Source organism: Dickeya lacustris (assembly GCF_029635795.1).
Lineage (GTDB): Bacteria > Pseudomonadota > Gammaproteobacteria > Enterobacterales > Enterobacteriaceae > Dickeya > Dickeya lacustris.
Map to the genome: position 1 here is coordinate 3,830,403 of NZ_CP114280.1, position 17,365 is coordinate 3,847,767.

Below are 17,365 nucleotides of genomic sequence, written 5' to 3' on the forward strand. Positions count from 1 at the left end.
CTCATCCCCATATGTTGCTCATCCTCCGTTGAATCAGCCTGAATAAACACGTATTGAGGTAAAAATGAGCATGAAAGGCCAAGAGACTCGCGGCTTCCAGTCAGAAGTAAAACAACTGCTGCATCTGATGATCCACTCTTTGTATTCGAACAAGGAAGTGTTCCTAAGAGAGCTTATCTCCAATGCCTCTGACGCGGCAGATAAACTGCGTTTTCGTGCGCTGTCCGCACCGGATTTGTATGAAGGTGACGGTGAGTTGCGCGTGCGTGTCGCAACCGATAAAGAAAAACGTACCCTGACGATTTCCGATAACGGCATCGGTATGAGCCGTGATGAAGTGATTGAGAATCTGGGGACTATTGCCAAATCTGGTACCAAGGCTTTTCTGGAGTCATTAGGTTCCGATCAGGCCAAAGATAGCCAACTGATTGGTCAGTTTGGGGTCGGTTTCTACTCGGCATTTATCGTGGCCGATAAAGTCACGGTGAAAACCCGTGCTGCCGGGGCGGATGCCAGCCAGGGCGTATTCTGGGAGTCTGCCGGTGAGGGCGAGTACACGCTGGCGGATATCGAGAAAGCCGGGCGCGGCACCGAAATTACCCTGCACCTGCGTGAAGGCGAAGATGAGTTCCTCGATAGCTGGCGCGTGCGCTCGGTTATCAGTAAATATTCTGACCACATTGCCTTGCCCGTTGAAATTGAATCCCGCACAGAGAGCGAGGAAGAGGGCGGCGAAGAGACGGTGACGTGGGAGAAAATCAACAAAGCCCAGGCATTGTGGACGCGCAGCAAATCAGAAATTAGCGATGAGGAATACAACGAATTCTATAAACACATCGCCCATGATTTTACCGACCCGTTAAGCTGGAGCCACAACCGGGTAGAAGGCAAGCAGGAGTACACCAGCCTGCTGTATATTCCATCGCAGGCTCCGTGGGATATGTGGAACCGCGATCATAAACATGGCCTGAAGCTGTATGTGCAGCGCGTGTTTATCATGGATGATGCCGAGCAGTTTATGCCGACGTATCTGCGTTTTGTACGCGGCCTGATTGACTCCAACGACCTACCGCTTAACGTCTCGCGTGAGATTTTGCAAGATAACCGCGTCACCCAGAGCCTGCGCACCGCGCTGACCAAGCGCGTTCTGCAAATGCTGGAAAAACTGGCGAAAGATGACAGCGAAAAATACCAAACCTTCTGGCAGCAGTTCGGTCTGGCGCTCAAAGAAGGCCCGGCAGAAGACAGCGCTAATCGCGAAACTATCGCCAAATTGCTGCGTTTTGCCACCACCCAGACGGACAGCGACGCGCAGACCGTTTCTCTCGACGAATATATCGGCCGCATGGTGGAAGGTCAGGATAAGATTTATTACATCACCGCAGACAGTTACGCCGCTGCCAAAAGCAGCCCGCATCTGGAGCTGTTCCGTAAGAAAGGCATCGAAGTGCTGCTGTTGTCCGATCGCATCGACGAATGGATGATGAGCTACCTGACGGAGTTTGATGGTAAATCGTTCCAGTCCGTCAGTAAGGCGGATGAGTCGCTCGATAAACTGGCCGATGACGTCGATGATGCGCAAAAAGAAGCAGAGAAAGGGCTGGAGCCGTTTGTTGAGCGAGTGAAAACGCTGCTGGGTGAGCGTGTCAAAGAGGTGCGCCTGACGCATCGTCTGACGGATACGCCAGCCATTGTCACGACCGATGCCAGCGACATGAGCACCCAGATGGCTAAACTGTTCGCGGCTGCGGGCCAAAAAGCGCCGGAAGTGAAATACATTTTCGAGCTTAACCCCGACCACGCCCTGGTAAAACGCGCAGCCGATACCCAGGATGACGCGCAGTTCGGCGAGTGGGTCGAGCTGTTGCTTGAGCAGGCGCTGTTCGCCGAGCGCGGCACGCTGGAAGACCCTAACCAGTTTATTCGCCGCATGAATCAACTGTTGATAGCTTGATATCAAACCCCTGATTGATAGACATTTTTTTGTCTCACCCAGATAAACGCCCCGGTTTCCCGGGGCGTTTTTTATGGTGGTTTTTAGGGCGCGGATCGGCGGATCAATGGCTTTTAAACTGTCTTGATGATGGGAGTACGATTTACTGTCTGCATGGGGAAAACTGGCTGAAAGTTGTTTGCTATCACGGTTTTTAACCGTGCTTTATCCGCTGAAGCGAGCCCGTTCCTTGAGGAAGCGCCTGCGGAATGGTATGGTTTAGCGTTTTTCAAATTTTTTTTAAAAAAACTACATAGCAAGGGGAATTACGCAATGCGTATTATTCTGCTGGGCGCTCCGGGCGCAGGCAAAGGCACTCAGGCTCAGTTCATTATGGAGAAGTATGGCATTCCGCAGATCTCCACAGGCGATATGCTGCGTGCAGCGGTAAAAGCCGGTACTGAACTGGGTAAGCAGGCAAAAGAAATCATGGACGCGGGTAAGCTTGTGACTGACGAACTGGTGATAGCGCTGGTGAAAGAGCGTATCGCACAGGATGACTGCCGCAATGGTTTCCTGCTGGATGGTTTCCCGCGTACCATTCCTCAGGCTGATGCGATGAAAGATGCCGGTATCAGTGTTGATTTCGTTATCGAATTTGATGTGCCGGATGCATTGATCATTGATCGTATTGTAGGTCGTCGAGTGCATGCGGCGTCAGGTCGCGTGTATCACGTCAAGTTCAATCCGCCTAAAGTGGAAGGCAAAGATGACGTCACCGGTGAAGACCTGAGCGTTCGTAAAGACGATCAGGAAGATACCGTGCGTAAACGTCTGGTGGAATACCACCAGCAGACAGCGCCGCTGGTGGATTACTATCAGCAGGAAGCAGCGGCCGCTCGTACTCGCTATAGCAAAATTGATGGTACCCGTCAGGTCAGCGAAGTCAGTGAAGAACTGGCGCGTATCCTCGGTTGATTTTGCCTTCTGATGCGCCATCGCTTGCGGTGGCGCGCTCACGGCGTTTTCCTTCCTCTCTTCATTCTCATCCAGTCTCATCACGTTTTTTCCCGTGATAATGGCCCCGGTCATGACGATAGCAGATATCGGTTTTAACCGTTGTCGCTGCGTTTTTCCGCCCGTGGTTTTCGCTACAATAGCGTCGAAAACATAGCGTTGAAAACATAGCTATGAAAACATAGCGTCGAAAATATCGTGTCGATAAACATCGCGGCGACCAGCTGATTTTCGAATGAATGGGTATGGCAGGCACCCGCTTGCTACGTGGTTTATACGTGGTTTACCCCTGATGCCGAGCGGCAGAGTAAAGGACTCGTGGATGAAAAAAGAAAAACGTGGCGTGTTGATGGTCAATCTGGGGACGCCTGATGCACCGACCCCAGCGGCGGTCAAACGTTATCTGGCGCAGTTCCTGCATGACAGGCGGGTGGTGGATGTCAGCCGTCTGCTCTGGTGCCCGTTGTTGCACGGCATTATTTTGCCGACGCGGTCGCCTCGCGTGGCGAAATTGTATCAGTCCGTCTGGATGAGTGAAGGCTCGCCATTGCTGGTCTATAGCCGCAGGCAGCAGCATGCGTTAGCGGCTGCATTGCCGGATATGCCGGTGGCTCTTGGCATGAGCTATGGCTCACCCAGCCTTGACAGCGCGCTTGACAGCCTGCTTGCACAGGGGGTGACAGCGCTCACTGTATTACCGATGTACCCACAGTATTCCAGCTCGACCACCGCTGCCGTGTGGGATGGCCTGGCGAAAGCGCTGCGTCAGCGGCGTCAACTGCCCGGCGTGAGTTTTATTCGTGATTATGCCGAGCATCCTGCCTATATCACCGCGTTAAAACACAGCGTTGAACATGCCTTTGCGCAGCACGGCGTGCCCGATAAGCTGGTGATTTCATTTCACGGTATACCAAAGCGCTACGCAGATGAAGGCGATGATTACCCTGAGCGTTGCGCGGCGACGGCCAAAGCGCTCACGGCCGCATTGGGGCTGACGCCGGAACAGGTCATGATGACTTTCCAGTCTCGTTTTGGCCGGGAACCCTGGCTGACGCCTTATACCGATGAGACTATGCAGGCGTTGCCGGGGCAAGGTGTGAAGCGTATTCAGATTATTTGTCCGGGCTTTGCGGCAGATTGTCTGGAAACGCTAGAAGAGATTAAAGAGCAAAACAGGGAGATTTTTCTGCATGCCGGTGGCGAGGCATTTCACTATATTCCGGCACTGAATGATGACCCATTGCATATTGATCTACTGGCGCAACTGGTCTGCGAATCGGCGTAATTAGCGCGCCCGGAGCAGGCCTGTCTGTGTGCGCCTGCTCCGGGCGACAAGCCTAGCCAGCCGTGTGGGTGGGTGGGGGAGCCGTTACGTCTAGTTGTTGAATCATGGCTTCGGCAATCTCCCTTTCACCCATAATGACGTGGTCAGCGCCGTGCGCGGTCATGTAGGCCACTTCGTCATCGTAGTGGGCTCGGGCAATAATCTGTAGATCCGCGCGTTTTGCGCGCGCCGCCGCAACGACTTCACCGGCTTCATAGCCATTTGGAATGGTGATGATTAACCGGCTGGCGCAGTCAAGGCGGGCGATGTCCATAATATCGGCGCGAGTGGCATTCCCAAGAACCGTTTTAATTCCCTGTTCGCGCAGGCTATCGACGCGGGCACGAGAGGTTTCAATCACTACCATCGGGATACCGGCCTGGTGCAGCTGTGCGCCAATCAGGCTGCCAACCCGGCCATAACCAACCAATAATATGTGGTCGCATAAATCTACCGGGATCTGCTTTTCTTCTTCAATCGCCTCTTCAACTATCTGCTCTTCTATGGTCTCGTGACGCGCCAGATAGCGCTCCAGTAGGGCGAACAGCAGCGGATTGAGCATGATGGACAAAATCGCCCCGGCCAGCACCAGATGGCGCGCATTGTCTGACAGCAGACCGAGCGTAATCCCAAGCCCCGCCAGGATAAATGCAAACTCACCAATTTGCGCCAGACTGACGGAAATGGTCAGTGCGGTGCGTCGCGAGTGACCAAACAGATGTACCAGAAAAAATGCCGCCACGGATTTGCCAATCACGATGATAAGCAACGTGCCCAGCACGGCCAACGGTTCGCTGAGTAAAATTTTCGGATCGAACAGCATGCCGACGGAAACAAAAAATAACACGGCGAACGCATCACGTAGCGGCAGAGTATCGTGAGCTGCACGCTGGCTCAGTTCCGATTCATTGAGCACCATGCCAGCAAAAAATGCGCCTAGCGCAAAAGAAACATCAAACAGCTTTACCGCGCCAAATGCGATGCCCAGCGCCATTGCCAGCACCGCCAGTGTGAACAGCTCGCGTGAACCGGTACTGGCGCTTTTGGCTAAAACCCACGGCACCACACGGCGACCGACAACGATCATCAGGGTGATGAACGCCACGACCTTACCCAATGTCATCGCTAAATCGCGCGCGAGTGTCGTGGTATTGGCGCTGTCGTTTTTCAGCATATCGGCAAAGGCGGGCAGTAACACCAGCGTCAGAACCATAGCCAGATCTTCGACAATCAGCCAGCCAATAGCGATTTGCCCGCGCTGGCTATCAATTAACTGGCGCTCTTCAAGCGATCGCAAAAGTACCACGGTACTGGCGGTAGAGAGGCACAAGCCAAATACCATCCCCTCCGGTATGCTCCAGCCAAGCAAAGCGGCTAAACCGGTACCTAATAGCGTAGCCATCACGATTTGTGCGATAGCGCCGGGGATAGCAATTGACTTGACCGCCATCAGGTCGCGCAAGGAGAAATGCAAACCCACGCCAAACATCAGCAAGATAACGCCCAGCTCGGCAATTTCTGGTGCCAGCCGCGTATCGGCAACAAAACCGGGCGTAAAAGGGCCAACCAGCACACCGGCCAGCAGATAGCCGACCAAGGGAGAAATTCGCAGGCGATTTGCGATAATGCCGAGAACAAAGGCCATGACCAGTCCTACGGCCATCGTGGAGATTAACGGGGTGGTATTATCATGCATTCCGACTCCTTTACCCGGTGTTATGTCAATGAGCGGCGCTTCCCGAGCCATCCGTATGGCCCTGAAACAGGTTTTTCCTCTGGCGTTAAGCGGACTGTCGGACGCGCGTTATCCCTACAACATGATGGAATATGGCCACCAGAGTGTGTGTGATTCCTTTATATCGGCAAATCAGGTATTTCTAACCACGGATACCGCACGCTGATGGGAAGCGTGCGGTATCCGTCGGCGTGTGGAAATGGAGCCATTCAGCGATATAACCGGGATAAATAGCGTCTTTCATCACCGCTAAAAGAGTAACATATATTTTCATATAAAATGTTGCTTTTATAGTTGATATATAGGGCTAATTTTATTTCTTGTCGATTGGTCTTTAGCAAGGCCGTTATTATTAAGACAGCCCTGGGGTTAGGCATGCGATTATGTGCCTGATTCCGGCGGCTATCTGGCGTGTGCAACGGATGATGGCTTCATCATAACGTCAACTATGCCGGTGTGATTTGTGTTAAGTTGTGCGCGTCACAACAGTCTTAATGTAACAATTCTATACCCTAATTTGTGTCAGGCGCGCCATGTGACGCGTGTTAAACGGCTCGAGGGGCCGTTTTTGAGCTAAGGTGAACCTTTGCCCCTGACGTTTTACGAAAACAGAGGGATTTTTACGGGGAGCGGTTATGCGTTTTGCGATGAAAAAACTGGGTTGTCTGATGGCGGTGACAGTAGCGCTGTCTTCGCCTTATGCCATGGCATGGGAAAAAAATAAAACGTACTCCATCACGATTTTGCATACCAATGATCATCATGGTCATTTTTGGCAAAACGAATACGGTGAATATGGCTTGTCGGCACAAAAAACGCTGGTAGACCAGATTCGTCAGGAAGTGGCATCAAAGGGCGGCAGTGTATTGCTGCTCTCCGGCGGTGATATTAACACCGGGGTGCCGGAGTCAGACCTGCAAGATGCCGAGCCGGATTTCCGTGGCATGAATCTGGTTGGTTACGATGCGATGGCGATAGGCAACCATGAGTTTGATAACCCGCTCTCCGTGCTGCGTCAGCAGGAGAAATGGGCTCATTTCCCGCTGTTGTCGGCCAATATTTATCAAAAAAGCACGAAAAAACGGCTGTTTAAGCCTTATACCTTGTTCAACAAGCAGGGGATTAAAATTGCGGTCATTGGCCTGACGACCGATGACACCGCCAAAATCGGCAACCCGGAATATTTTACCGATATCGAGTTTCATAAACCGGCCGATGAAGCCAAAAAGGTTGTTGAACAGCTGCGTAAAAAAGAGAAGCCTGATGTGATTATTGCCGCGACGCACATGGGGCATTACGACAATGGCGAGCATGGCTCGAACGCGCCAGGCGATGTGGAAATGGCGCGGGCGTTACCCGCCGGGTATCTCGACATGATAGTGGGTGGCCACTCACAAGACCCGGTATGTATGGCGAGTGAAAATAAAAAGCAGGTGGACTATGTGCCGGGCTCTCCTTGTGCGCCAGACCGCCAGAATGGAACCTGGATTGTTCAGGCCCACGAGTGGGGCAAATATGTCGGGCGCGCTGATTTCTCGTTTCGTAATGGTGAGCTGAAACTCGAACATTATCAGTTGATTCCCGTCAATCTGAAGAAAAAAGTACAGAAAGCCGATGGCAGCAGCGAGCGGGTTTATTACACCCAGGAAATTACCCAGAGCCCGGACATGCTGAAAATGCTGACGCCGTTCCAGGAAAAAGGCAAGGCGCAGCTTGAGGTAAAAGTCGGCAGTGTGAATGGCCGTCTTGAAGGCGATCGCAATAAAGTGCGTTTTGTGCAAACCAATCTGGCTCGCGTATTGTTATCAGCCCAGCTTGAGCGCGCTAAAGCGGATTTTGCGGTGATGAGCGGCGGCGGTGTGCGTGACTCCATTGAGTCGGGCGATATCACCTATAAAACTATCCTCAAGGTACAACCGTTTGGTAATACGCTGGTGTATGCCGACCTCAAAGGCAGCGAGATCGAAAAATATCTCGCTGTGGTGGCAAACAAAAAGGTGGATTCCGGCGGTTATGCTCAGTTCCTGAACGTCAGCCTGGAAGCGGATGGCAACGGTGTGAAAAATGTGAAAATCAAGGGTGAACCGTTGCAGGCTGAGAAAACCTATCGTATGGCGACATTGAGCTTCAATGCGACCGGGGGCGATGGCTATCCGAAAATCAGCGAATTACCCGGTTATGTCAATACCGGTTTTGTGGATGCAGAAGTCTTGCGCCAGTATGTTGAGACTCACTCACCGCTACAGGCGGCAGATTATGAGCCTAAAGGCGAGATTGTTTATAAATAAACGCGATAAATACTGATGGTGTCGCATCCGTCAACCGCGTGGCCTCTTATCGGGGCCACGTGGCTTTTCAGCACTGGCGCCTAGGCCGGGCCGTCAAACATCACGCGTTGCTTTTACCCTTCGGTGTTCTGTTTTTACATCAACGGATGTGCTCTTATTTTTTCATGCGCTACGCTGGTGGAGCGATATTCCCGATCTCTTTTATGTGATCTCGGTTGGGTTTTGTTAATTATCATGCCTCTATAAACTTATTTAATGAAAGGGTATGCCATTTTTTTATTGAAGAGATTCACCTTTATTAAAAGATTTTATTTTTTATAAAAAAGAATCTTTTAATGTTAAATGGCATCGGGCGGGATACCCGATTATCGATTAACAAAACACTGTCATGAGTCGTCAGGATATAAATAATTTTTAATAACATAAACTCATATAACAGGTGCCAAAATGAGAGTATCACTTGCAAGGAAAATGTGGTTTCCACTTGTCATCAGTTTATTTTTTCTGGCCGGTGCGTTGCTTTACGGTTCGGTAAAAATTAAACAGGATCAGGTGTCATTAAGAGAAAGTGAGTTGATGCATGTCACTCAGCTCGCGTTAAGTATCGTTAAAACACAGGCAGACCAAGCCACGGCCGGAGTCATTTCACCGCAGGAGGCCCAACAGCGGGCGATGGAAACCATTAAAGGTTTGCGTTATGGCGATGCCGGATATTTCACCATATTGAATTCTCAGGCTAAAGTTTTAATGCATCCAATTAATTCATCGCTAATTGGTCAGGGAGAGAATTACAAGGATTCTAATGGCGTCTATCTGTTTCGCGAGATGGTGACGGTCACTAAGGATAATCAATCCGGTTATACCACTTATGCTTTTCCAAGACCCGGCGCGACAACTGCACAGCCCAAAATTGCATACAATGCACGTTATGCACCCTGGGACTGGATAATTACCACCGGTTTGTATGTCGATGATATTGATGCAGCCTTTTATCATTCCCTGTATCAGAACGGTGTCGTCTTTATACTGGTAAGTATTGCTGTATTGGCCTTTGCATATTATATCAATCGCAGTATTTGCCGGACGTTAGGAGGGGAGCCCACTTATGCTGCGCAGGTGGCTGCCCGAATTGCCAGTGGTCATTTGTCCTCCCCGATAAATACGTTACCGGGCGATTCAACGAGCCTGCTGCACGAAATGGCGATGATGCGTGAACGGTTAACCAGCGTTATCGCGGATATTCGAGCCGGTGCCCAGGAGATTAATAGCAGCAGCGATGAGATTGTTGCTGGCAATAGCGATTTATCATCGCGTATGGATCTGCAGGCGGCCTCGCTTGAGAAAACGTCATCAAGTATGGAGGAGATAACCGCGACGGTGAAACAGACGGCGGATAACGCGGAGCAGGCGCGCCAGCTGGTTTATTCCGCGCTGGATATTGCCTCCAAAGGCGGCGTTGTCATGCGGGAAGTCAACGACACGATGCGCGGCATTTCAGAGAGTTCAGGCAAAATCGCCAATATTACCGAGGTCGTGAATAACATCGCATTCCAGACCAATATTTTGGCTCTTAATGCCGCAGTAGAGGCGGCCCGCGCCGGAGAGCAGGGGCGGGGGTTTGCCGTGGTAGCCGGTGAAGTGCGTAACCTTGCATTGCGCAGTTCACAAGCGGCCAAAGAGATCAAAACGCTGATTGAAGAGTCCGTATCGCGTGTTGATAGCGGCTCAGTGAAAATGAAGGTAGCAGACAGCAACATCAATGATGTGGTCAGCGCGGTAGAGCGTGTCGCGGCGCTGATGGCGGAGATTTCTACGGCGACGTCGGAGCAAAGTAAGGGAATCGGCCTTATTAATGAATCGGTTATCCAGATAGATGCCATCACGCAGCAAAATACCGCGCTGGTTCAGCAAGCCGTTGCGGTGGCACAGGCGCTGGAGATACAGGCGCAGCGTTTAACCGGATCTGTGGCGTATTTTACTACCGATGCACAGAGCCGTAATGCGCTGGGCTACGACCCGGTTTAATCATCAGAAAAGCGTATAAGCGAACGCAAGCAGTGGAAGCAGTGGCCGACTGGGGGAGCGTAAGTGATGTGCCGGTAGATGCGCTGGTGGCCACGCATCAGTAACGCATGGGGGGGTTTTTACCGGAGTGTGATCAGCATAAGCGTTTCAGCCGCCACCCAATGCTAGACTGCATTTAATTAAAACGGTGTTTTATTTTTTATGAATGTTGAAGCAGCGGCAGAGGGCAACACTGGCCGTGGAGTCCTCTGCCGTTGTCTTCATTTACCTCAGTCCTGTTTCGCGATGTCAGCAAATGTGGCATCCAGCAATCGCGCCAGGTCTGCCGCCGCCAATTCAATATCCAGCCCGCGCTTCCCGCCAGAAATAAAAATGGTCGTAAACAGTGAAGCTTGTTCATCAATGACCGTCGGCAGGCGTTTTTTTTGCCCAAGCGGGCTGATTCCGCCAACCAGATAACCCGTTGTACGCTGGGCAATGACCGGATCGGCCATATCGACTTTTTTAACCCCCAGCGCCCTGGCGACTTTTTTCAGATCTAACTGACCGGCAACGGGAGTGACCGCAACAGCCAGTTGTTTCGCTTCGCCATTGAGACAGACCAACAGGGTTTTATACACCTGCTGCTTATCCAGTCCCAGTTTACGCGCCGCCTCTTCGCCAAAGTGGGTTTCCTCGGCGTCATGATGGTAGTGGTGAAGAGTGAACCTGACTTTCTGTTTTTCAAGCAGTGTGACTGCGGGTGTCATGATAAACGTCCTTAACTTCAACGGATGTGCGCGGCAGAGCGTAATAAATCGGGCAAATTGTGCTCACCATATAAATGCAGGGCACCGACGGAAACCACGTATTTTCCCTGCGGCAAGGCGGCTAGTTGCTGCTGCCACTGTTCGTTACGGTGCTGTATGAGCATGTGGGTGAGATCATTACTAAAGGTGGCGGGCACATTATCTGCGCGCATCGGCTTTTGGTCTATCCACCAACTGACCATGGTTTGTAACAGGCGCGCATTGGTGTGCCAATGGGCTAATGTATCCTCCAACAGGGCAAGACCGCCGTGTGGCAACTGTTGCAGCAATTCAAGCTGGGTTTGCTGGCCTTCGAGCTCAATGATGGCAATCCCGCTGTCTTTTGCCGCGTTGATTAATTGGTAATCGATACCATAGTCGGGCCGTAGCCCGAGCATCATGGCCTGGCGCGCCTGTAGCATTAAGGCTGCCTGCCAGGCAGGGACACGGTCAAGATTCTGATAACCGAATGACAGTGTCTGACACAACTGTTCCAGCTGTTGGCATGTTTCGCTATCGAGCCGCTCTGCCAGCGGTGGCTCGGGCGGCAGCTCGCTAAATGGTGAATCATTGTCGGAAATGTCTGCCTCTACGACCAATGCATTCGCCTGCTCCAGACGCGTCAGGAGGTCATGAGGCAAAGGAGACATGTCCACAGTTCCCATATGGATGCTGCCTACCAGATGAAACCGACGCGCCTGCGCGAGTGCGACATCAACGGCCGGATAACGATAGGTTGGCGCAGAGAGGAAGCCGAGAAAAGTGGCTATCTGGCGTATCAGCCGCTGCATGTTTGCATCTCCTGCACGATGAGGGTAAGCATATCGGGGGTAAGCGCATCAGGTGAAAATCCGTATCATCAACGTTACACCCGACCTTCAGGAGGCCTATGCTAACTGCTTCACACCGGAAGTTGTACCGCTAATTCCTTTGTGATTATACCGGCTGGCTGGGACGCATGAGGGGGCGTGAATCGGCTCCCCTCGCGAATGCTTAATGTGATGGCGTCTCTTTTGGTTTAAAGCGCAGCAAGCGGTTGGCATTACTCACCACCGTTATTGACGAAAGCGCCATCGCCGCCCCCGCGACAACCGGGTTAAGCAATGTACCGGTAAATGGATAGAGCACGCCGGCTGCAATAGGAATACCGAGACTGTTGTATACAAACGCGCCCAGCAGATTTTGTCGCATGTTGCCCATGGTGGCGCGCGCGAGGGCGAGAGCGTCAGCAACGCCGTGCAGGTTGTTGCGCATCAACGTCATGGCGGCGGTTTCCATCGCGATGTCGCTTCCCCCTCCCATGGCGATACCGACATCAGCCTGCGCCAGCGCCGGTGCATCGTTGATGCCGTCGCCAATCATGGCAACGCGATGCCCGGCAGACTGTAACCGGCGGATAGCCTCTGCTTTGCCATCGGGCAACACACCGGCGATAACCTGATCAATTCCTACGTCATGGGCGATGGCCTGGGCCGTGGCTGCGGTGTCGCCGGTTAGCATCACCAGTGAGTAGCCGTGATGGTGCAAGCGGCGTAGCGCGCTGATACTGTCTGCACGTAAGGTGTCCTGTACCGCGAAAAGCGCCACCACCTGGCCATTGGCAGCAAGCAGGATTGGCGTTCGGCCTAGCGCGGTGTGTTTATCCAGCGAGTGCTGTGGCGATTGCTCACCGTCGCCCAGGCTGATGGCGGATTGTGCCATGAGTGCCGGATTACCGAGCAGCAGTGAAATACCATCGACACAACCGCTGACGCCGAGGCCTGGCAGCGTATGGAACTGGGTGACGACGCCGCCGCTGATGCCTTCTGCGCGCTCAAGAATGGCTTTTGCCAGCGGGTGGTTGGCACCTTGTTCCAGTGCCGCAGCCAGGCGTAGCACCTGGGGGGCATCAAGGTCTGCGAAGGTTTCGAGTGCGACAACCTGAGGTGTTCCGGCGGTCAGGGTGCCGGTTTTATCAAAGACCAGGACATCGAGTGCGCTTGCTTGTTGCAGCGCATCGGCATCCCGCACCAGAATGCCGAATTCGGCGGCCCGGCCCACACCTGCGATGATTGACATTGGCGTCGCCAGCCCCAATGCACAAGGACAGGCAATAATCAGCACGGTAGTGACAACCACCAATGTATAGATAACCTGAGGTTCTGGGCCGATAACGTACCAGATAGCACCGCTTATCAATGCGATAATGACAACCACCGGTACAAAAATCGCGGAAATCCGATCGGCCAGTTGGCCGATGGCCGGTTTACTGCTTTGTGCCTGCCGCACCAGATGAATGATACGAGAGAGCATGGTGTGATGGCCGACAGCCAGCGCACGGAGGATTGCGCTGCCATCTGTAACCTGTGTGCCTGCGTGTAGCGCGTCACCGGCTGTTTTTTGTACCGCCAGCGGCTCGCCGGTCAGCATGGCTTCATCAACCCATAGCTCACCGTGTTCGAGCTCACCGTCTACGGCAATGGTGTCTCCGGTGGTAAGGCGTAACCGCATGCCGGTTTCGACCTCGTTTAACGGCATTATCTTGTCGCCTTGTGCGGTGACGACTCTGGCGGTTGGCGGCGTCAGGTCGAGCAGCTTTTCCAGTGCCAGTGAAGATCGCTGGCGCGCCTGCTGCTCCAGCGCATGGCCTAGATTAATCAAGCCGATTATCATGGCGCTGGCTTCATAGTAGAGATGCTGTGCCTGCATCGGAAAGCGTTCCGGCCATAGGTTCACTGCAATCGAGTAGAGCCAGGCCGCTCCTGTGCCCAGCGCGACCAGCGTATCCATGGTAGCGCTGCCTTTCATCAGGCTACGCCAGGCATTGCGATAGAAGTGCCCGCCGGCAATCACCATCACAGCCAGAGTCAGTATGCCGGTGAATAACCACAGGGGGCGGTTCTCATGCGTCAGCGTCATGTTGCCGCCAGCCATGCCCCACACCATTAATGGAATGCCTAGCGTGAGCGCCAATGCCGCCTGCCAGCGAAAACGGCGAATCGCGTGGCGTGCGCTATCCGCCTGACGGATGCGGCGCGTGGTGTCATCCAAGACTATCTCTGCGCCGTACCCTGCTTGTTGCACCGCATCAATCAAGGCCTGATGTGACATGGTGCCCTGTACCAGCGCACTACGATCGGCCAGATTGACTCGCGCGTGTTTTACGCCGGGTACCTGTTGTAACGCGCGTTGTACCCGGTTGACGCAACTGGCGCAGGTCATGCCGCTTAACAGCAGAGGGACGCTGTCCGCTGTGGTGACGGTATTTTCAGCGCGCTGAATGTGTTGTTGTGGCTGTGGCTGTTGCAAAGCATCAGCTGTCGCAACACTGGTGGCCGGAACATAGACCGACGCCGCTGGCCGACTTTCCGGCAACGAGTCTGGCGAGGCCAGCGGCTCAGATTTTGGGTGGCCTTCTCCCTGTGGCATTTCTTCTTGTGACGTATTTTCTTGTGGTGTATTTCCTTGTGACAAGGTGGCGTGAAAGCCTGCATTCTCAATGGCTTGTACCACTGCCTGTGGTTCGGCATGACCGAAAATCTCAGCGTGATGTAAACTCACCGTCATCGCCTCCACGCCGGGAACGCTTGCCAGTGCTTTGCGGGTGGATGCAACACAGTGCTGGCAATTGAGGCCGCTGAGGTGCAGGGTGACATCGGCAGCCGTTGCTACGCTTGCCGGGTATCCAGCGGCGCTGATGGCGTCTGTCAGCGCCGTATGATTGGCCGAGCCCGTCACTGTGGCGTAATGGAGCGAGACGTCAACATGCTCTACACCCGGCTGGCTTTCCAGCGTCTGCTTGACTCGCCCGACGCAGTGTTCGCAGGAGAGACCCTGCAATGAAAGTACGACAGTTTGCGACATAATAATCTACCTCGGTGATCACACCTGAACGTCAAAGACGTTGACCATCGGTGTGATTTTGATTAGTTCTACATTCAGCCTGCCTGCAGCGTAAACCTTCCAGCAAGGGAAGGGTCAAGGGGATGTGATGAATATCAGTGATGTGGCGAAAAAAACCGGTTTAACCAGTAAGACCATTCGCTTTTATGAAGAAAAAGGCTTAATGACCGCGCCTTTACGCTGTGAGAATGGCTATCGCAGCTACAATCTTCACCATGTCGAAGAGCTGACGCTGCTGCGCCAGGCGCGTCAGGTCGGTTTTACGTTGGAAGAGTGCCGCGAACTGGTGGCGCTATTTAATAACCCGCAGCGCCATAGTGCAGATGTAAAAGCGCGCACATTACAAAAAGTGGGTGACATCGAACGCCAGATTGAGGAGCTCAACGCCATGCGACAGCGCTTGCTGGCGCTGGCAGACTCTTGCCCGGGAGATAATGGTGCCGAGTGCCCCATCATCAGCCAACTTGCCGGGTGCTGCCATGGCGCTGCGGCAGACGAACGTCATGGCCAATCTTCGCCTGCGTAACGGCGCTTTTGTTGCCGTCTGCCGGGGGAGGTCAGCGCGTTTATTTGGTTGCGCGAAGAGGGCGCACCTGCAATGTAATGCCGATGACGGCAATAATTTCCACCTGAGTACCGACAGCCAGCGCGTCATTGGACTCTGCCCGCCAGGTGCTATCCGCGATGCTAACCCGACCAATGCCGTTATTAATGGCTTCAGTCACCACCCCATGTTGGCCGATTAACAGCTGCGTGCGCTGATTAAGCAATGGCCCGGTATGAATACCGCTGCGTTGGCGAAGCCACAGCCACCAACACAGCGCCGCCGCGACCGTGAGCGTGGCAAAAAGAAGGCATTGCCACGTCGCATTCAGCGGTAAACACCAGGTAATCACCCCGGTGAGTAGGGCGGCGATACCGCTCCATAACAGATAACCGCTGGCACCCAGCATCTCGGCGGCCAGCAACAGTCCACCCAGTGATAACCAATATCCATAGCCATTTTCCAGTGCCAGCCACGCCATGGTTATTCTCTCCTGTCAGCCTTGCTCGCTTTAATCAACTCACTAATGCCACCGATAGCGCCCATCAGGTTGCTGGTATCGAGCGGCATCATGATCACTTTACTGTTAGTGGCCGCGCCGATATTTTGCAGCGCATCGGTGTATTTTTGCGCCACAAAATAGTTGATGGCCTGAATATCTCCGGCAGCAATCGCCGCAGACACCATCTGTGTTGCGCGGGCTTCCGCTTCAGCGGCACGTTCACGCGCTTCCGCCTGTAAAAATGCGGATTGGCGCTCGCCCTCGGCTTTCAGGATTTGCGACTGTTTTTCCCCTTCCGCTTTCAGAATCGCAGCCTGCCGGATACCTTCGGCCTCTAAAATTTCAGCGCGCTTGGTGCGCTCGGCTTTCATTTGAGCGTTCATTGAGGCAATCAGCTCTGCCGGTGGGCGCACATCGCGGATTTCAATACGGGTCACTTTAATGCCCCAGGGATTGGTGGCTTCATCGACAATATGCAGCAGGCGTGAATTGATGCTGTCTCGCTGAGAGAGCATTTCATCAAGCTCCATCGACCCCAGCACAGTACGAATGTTGGTCATGGTCAGATTGATGATGGCCAGTTGCAGGTTACTGACTTCATAAGCCGCGCGTGCAGCATCGACCACTTGAATGAAGCAGACCGCATCAATGGTGACGTTGGCGTTATCTTTGGAGATAACTTCCTGTGAGGGGATATCGAGAACCTGTTCCATCATGTTAATTTTCCGGCCGATTCTGTCCATAAACGGAATAACCAGATTCAGGCCAGGCATCAGCGTGTGGGTATAACGGCCAAACCGTTCAACCGTCCACTGATAGCCTTGCGGCACCACTTTGATGCCAGACCAGACGATCACCAGCGCCAGAAAAATCAAAACTGGAACAAACGTTAGCATGTCTTTACTCTCCATAGTCTCTTTACGTTACGAACAGAGTGTAACGCAAACGAAAGTGTAACGCAGACGAACGAAAGAGTGATGGGGTATACGCTGATAATGCGTTAAGTGTGCGGGCTGGCGCGAGAAAATGGCTGCAAACTGACGCTGGCTGTTGCAGCCAGCGGTCTTAAATATCCAGTTCGATATCATCAAGCGGCATGCAGCAACAGGGTAAAATTTCACCTTGTTGTAAACAGGCCAGCGGTGCATCGCGATAGGTCACGCTGCCTTTCACCAGCCGCAACCGGCAGGCGCCGCAGTAGCCTGAACGACACTGATACTCGATGGGAACCCGTTGTGCTTCAAGCGCTTCCAGCAGGTTGTTGTGTTGCCTGGAGTAGGGTAACTGCGCCCCGGACAGGCGCAGCGTAATGGTTGCAATGCTCATC

General features: G+C 53.1%; 13 protein-coding genes. 6 read left to right on the forward strand and 7 right to left on the reverse strand.

The genetic code is table 11. The features are described 5' to 3' along the window. The first annotated feature begins 70 nt into the window (after positions 1–70). The 3 genes from htpG to hemH all read left to right on the forward strand — a co-directional run bounded on the left by htpG (position 71) and on the right by hemH (position 4,235). Positions 71–1,954, forward strand: coding sequence for a molecular chaperone HtpG (gene htpG, locus O1Q98_RS17335; RefSeq protein ID WP_125258911.1), 1,884 nt, complete (start codon positions 71–73; stop codon positions 1,952–1,954). Between the two features lie 312 nt (positions 1,955–2,266). After that, positions 2,267–2,911: an adenylate kinase gene (gene adk, locus O1Q98_RS17340; RefSeq protein ID WP_125258722.1), complete on the forward strand. Its 645-nt coding sequence runs from the start codon at positions 2,267–2,269 to the stop codon at positions 2,909–2,911. 361 nt (positions 2,912–3,272) lie between these two features. Continuing rightward, complete coding sequence (hemH, locus tag O1Q98_RS17345; protein WP_125258723.1) at positions 3,273–4,235, forward strand: ferrochelatase; 963 nt, start codon at positions 3,273–3,275, stop codon at positions 4,233–4,235. Between the two features lie 52 nt (positions 4,236–4,287). On the opposite strand, the gene ybaL is transcribed toward hemH, so the two are convergent. Further along, the gene (gene ybaL / locus O1Q98_RS17350; RefSeq protein ID WP_125258724.1) at positions 4,288–5,970 is read right to left on the reverse strand and encodes a YbaL family putative K(+) efflux transporter; all 1,683 of its coding nucleotides are present in this window, start codon (positions 5,968–5,970) and stop codon (positions 4,288–4,290) included. Between the two features lie 686 nt (positions 5,971–6,656). Here ybaL and ushA point away from each other — a divergent pair. Both ushA and O1Q98_RS17360 read left to right on the forward strand, forming a co-directional pair. Further along, positions 6,657–8,297: a bifunctional UDP-sugar hydrolase/5'-nucleotidase UshA gene (gene ushA / locus O1Q98_RS17355; RefSeq protein WP_416232409.1), complete on the forward strand. Its 1,641-nt coding sequence runs from the start codon at positions 6,657–6,659 to the stop codon at positions 8,295–8,297. A gap of 447 nt (positions 8,298–8,744) precedes the next feature. Continuing rightward, positions 8,745–10,322 (forward strand): methyl-accepting chemotaxis protein, encoded by a 1,578-nt coding sequence (locus O1Q98_RS17360; protein ID WP_125258726.1) that lies wholly within the window; start codon positions 8,745–8,747, stop codon positions 10,320–10,322. A 269-nt stretch (positions 10,323–10,591) separates the two neighbouring features. Here O1Q98_RS17360 and ybaK read toward each other — a convergent pair whose 3' ends face one another. From ybaK to copA, 3 genes are all read right to left on the reverse strand, one after another. After that, positions 10,592–11,071, reverse strand: a complete 480-nt coding sequence (ybaK, locus tag O1Q98_RS17365; protein WP_125258727.1) for a Cys-tRNA(Pro)/Cys-tRNA(Cys) deacylase YbaK — start codon at positions 11,069–11,071, stop codon at positions 10,592–10,594. A 17-nt stretch (positions 11,072–11,088) separates the two neighbouring features. Beyond that, positions 11,089–11,901, reverse strand: coding sequence for a TraB/GumN family protein (locus tag O1Q98_RS17370; RefSeq protein WP_125258728.1), 813 nt, complete (start codon positions 11,899–11,901; stop codon positions 11,089–11,091). Between the two features lie 202 nt (positions 11,902–12,103). Further along, on the reverse strand, positions 12,104–14,953 hold the full coding sequence (copA, locus tag O1Q98_RS17375) for a copper-exporting P-type ATPase CopA (protein ID WP_125258729.1): 2,850 nt from the start codon (positions 14,951–14,953) through the stop codon (positions 12,104–12,106). A gap of 127 nt (positions 14,954–15,080) precedes the next feature. On the opposite strand from copA, the gene cueR reads away from it, so the two are divergent. Next, entirely contained in the window at positions 15,081–15,518 is a 438-nt protein-coding gene (gene cueR / locus O1Q98_RS17380) for a Cu(I)-responsive transcriptional regulator (protein WP_125258730.1), read from the forward strand. Positions 15,519–15,558: 40 nt separating this feature from the next. On the opposite strand, the gene O1Q98_RS17385 is transcribed toward cueR, so the two are convergent. The 3 genes from O1Q98_RS17385 to yfaE form a co-directional block, all read right to left on the reverse strand. Continuing rightward, a complete protein-coding gene (locus O1Q98_RS17385) occupies positions 15,559–16,017 on the reverse strand; it encodes an NfeD family protein (RefSeq protein ID WP_125258731.1) in 459 nt (152 codons plus the stop codon). A 2-nt stretch (positions 16,018–16,019) separates the two neighbouring features. Next, positions 16,020–16,934 carry an SPFH domain-containing protein gene (locus O1Q98_RS17390; RefSeq protein WP_125258732.1) on the reverse strand — a complete coding sequence of 305 codons (915 nt, stop codon included), beginning with the start codon at positions 16,932–16,934 and terminating at the stop codon, positions 16,020–16,022. A gap of 169 nt (positions 16,935–17,103) precedes the next feature. Then, the gene (yfaE, locus tag O1Q98_RS17395) at positions 17,104–17,364 is read right to left on the reverse strand and encodes a class I ribonucleotide reductase maintenance protein YfaE (protein WP_125258733.1); all 261 of its coding nucleotides are present in this window, start codon (positions 17,362–17,364) and stop codon (positions 17,104–17,106) included. Position 17,365 lies beyond the last annotated feature (1 nt).